At 63.1% G+C, this 2469-nt stretch carries 4 protein-coding genes; 2 read left to right on the plus strand and 2 right to left on the minus strand.

Annotation, left to right across the window (positions count from 1 at the left end; all coding sequences use genetic code 11):
- The coding region (locus NW827_RS10790) for a hypothetical protein (protein ID WP_414503678.1) at window positions 1-232 on the plus strand (232 nt) is incomplete at its 5' end.
- A 12-nt stretch (window positions 233-244) separates the two neighbouring features.
- Here the strand turns inward: NW827_RS10790 and NW827_RS10795 are convergent.
- Both NW827_RS10795 and NW827_RS10800 read right to left on the minus strand, forming a co-directional pair.
- Window positions 245-1273, minus strand: coding sequence for an SPOR domain-containing protein (locus NW827_RS10795; RefSeq protein ID WP_414361772.1), 1029 nt, complete (start codon window positions 1271-1273; stop codon window positions 245-247).
- 191 nt (window positions 1274-1464) lie between these two features.
- Window positions 1465-1872: a hypothetical protein gene (locus tag NW827_RS10800; RefSeq protein WP_414361770.1), complete on the minus strand. Its 408-nt coding sequence runs from the start codon at window positions 1870-1872 to the stop codon at window positions 1465-1467.
- A 97-nt stretch (window positions 1873-1969) separates the two neighbouring features.
- Here NW827_RS10800 and NW827_RS10805 point away from each other — a divergent pair.
- Window positions 1970-2469: DHH family phosphoesterase (locus NW827_RS10805; RefSeq protein ID WP_414503679.1), on the plus strand; the 500-nt coding region annotated here is incomplete at its 3' end.

Genomic DNA, 2469 nt, shown 5'->3' on the forward strand with positions numbered 1-2469 from the left:
CTTTATTCAGCGCGGGGCGGCCAGCAGCCCCGCCTTCGTCGCTGGCTCAGCCGCGGCTAAGAAAATCCAGCCGAAGAGGAGCTTTGACCCTCAGCGCCTGGGGGAGGCCCGCAGGGGTGCAGTATTCCTGGGTCAAGCCCACCCAACTGCCAGCGGCAAACCTGGCGGCGATGGACCCACCCTGCCGCAAGGAGGGCCAATAGCAATGCTTAACCAGCAGCGAAACGGCTGAAGACGACCGCGGTTACTCCACAGGCAGAATGCGGGCGTCAAACCCCGCCTCCGCCAAGCTGCGCTGTGCCCGTTCGGCATTGGCCCGCTGCCGGTAAGTGCCCACCTGAATTACTGAGCCGCGCACAAAAGCATCGGGTGCAAACTGCTGCACTTTGGGCAGCGCCTCTTCGCCAGCCTGAACCACCACCCAGAACCCCCCCGGGCTAGCCTCCTGCAGAGCGGGAGGCGAATCCTGAACCAGAAGAGGGCGCGAGCGGCGCAGGTCAGCGGGAAAGATCCCCGCTGCGTAGCCCTGGCGGGCTAGGTAACGCACTTGCTCAGTGGCCCCTGCGAGATCGGCAAAGCCACCGGTGCGCACCACCCGCAGGTTGTCGTAGATCAGGGGCACAGATCCCGGCAGGAGCTGCTCCAAAGCCGCCAATTTCTCGCCGCTGGGATCGGCCACCAACACCCAATAGCGTTCTCCTTGGGCAGGCTCCTCGGGCGGTGACGCAGCATTCCCTTCTGCCAGTGACACAACTACTGCCGGCAATCCCTGGGCAGTCAACCAGCGGGCCTGCTCCTGCGCCAGCGATAGGCGAGAGAAAGTCCCCGTCTGCAGGGAAGGCTGGCCGCGGTAGAGCACTCCAATGGCTTGGGGAAAGAAGCGGCGCACTCGCTCCTCCAGCAGCGGATCCCTATGGGGGTTGGGCACGTGGGTGGCAAAGGGCCGCCGCGGATCAAAGGGAGGAGCCGTTGGCGCCGGCAGGGCGGGAAAAGCCGGCGGCAGGGGTGGATCTGTCTCTTGGCGGCTCACCACCCGCACTGGCAACCCCAGCCGTGCCAACTCAGCTTGGCGGCGTTGGGCGTGGCTACGGTTAACAAACGTTCCAGCAAGAATGAAGACCTGACCCTCCTCCTGCACAAAGTAGGCATCCGCTACTTGGCGGCGCACCCGCGCTAAGGCTTCGGGTTCGTTGGCCAAGACGTGGACTTGGTAGCGGGTGAGGGCAAAGGCAGCAGGCAGGGCAAGGAAAGCAGTTGCTAGGGAGCCCCCCAAGAGAGCTACCGCTGTTGTTAGGCGCGGCCAAGGACTGCCCCGCAGGAGACTACTCCCTCCTCCCCAGCCACCCCCTGCCCCCCTCTGGCAGCCGTTACGCAACCCAGCGTTCACGGGAGAAGCGCAGATTGGATCCCCCTCCAGTATAGACCTGCCGCCATAGGTAAGGAGGCGCCTGCTACCTGCAGCCCCTAGAAGCAACGGCGACGGTAGCTGTAGCGGCGCGGTGCAGCAAGAGCAGGCGCTCCTCCCAGGGAAAAGCGGAGGATCTCAGTCTTGTAGGGTTGGGAACCTTCTGTGTAGCGGGCCAGCTGAATGGCGGATCCCTGCCCAGAAGGGAGAGCAGGCAGGACCTGATCCGGCAAGGCAGCTTCCAGAGCAATGAAAAACCGCGATCGCAGCAGCACCTCCCAGGGGGAAAGGTGCTCAGTTTGCTCGGGCACCAGGCGGCCTAGGGCAATCTGAAGCCGCGATCCCCCTCCCCGGGATCTCCAGAGCTGACGCGCCAAACTCCACAGGGAAGTTTGCTCAGGGGATCGCAGCAGCAGCTTCAGTCCCACTAGAGGGTTGAGGCTATAGGTAAGCAGTAGAGAGTACATCGAAGCTAGTCAGCGGAGGAGCGTTTTGGAGTAAGTTCAAAAAGGGCCCACCTATAGGCCAACTGTAGCACTGGCAGCTGGCTGTCCGACTCGGGGAATGGCTGCAATTTTTAAGCAGCGCTGGCTATTTCAGCCTGAGGATAAGCCAAGGGCAAGCCACTTGGCTAAAGCAGCGGGGATTTCGCCTCTCCTAGCCCAGATCCTGCTCAACCGCGGCCTCCGCAGCCTCCCTGAGATTGGCCACTATTTGCAGCCAGATCCCTCCTGCTTGCCTCCACCCAGCCGTGACTTTGCCGACCTGCCCCTAGCGATAGAGCTGTTGGAGAAGGCCCTGCACCGGCAGGAGCCCATTGCCATCTGCGGCGATTATGATGCCGACGGCATGACCAGCACGGCCCTCCTGCTGCGGGCGCTGCGGGGCACACCGGTGGTTTACCGCATTCCCAGCCGCCTTACGGAGGGCTATGGCCTCAACAGCCGCATGGTGCAGGAGCTGCACCGCGAGGGAGTGCGCCTCATCCTCACGGTGGACAACGGCATTGCTGCCCACGAGCCCATTCGTCTAGCCAAAGAGCTAGGGCTAACAGAAATCGTGAC

This window comes from Synechococcus sp. H70.1, assembly GCF_047502705.1.
Lineage (GTDB): Bacteria > Cyanobacteriota > Cyanobacteriia > Thermostichales > Thermostichaceae > Thermostichus.

Bases quoted from the DNA above. Each gene is read 5' to 3' on its own strand.
- NW827_RS10800 (WP_414361770.1), bottom strand. From the start codon at position 1,872: ATGTACTCTCTACTGCTTACCTATAGCCTCAACCCTCTAGTGGGACTG.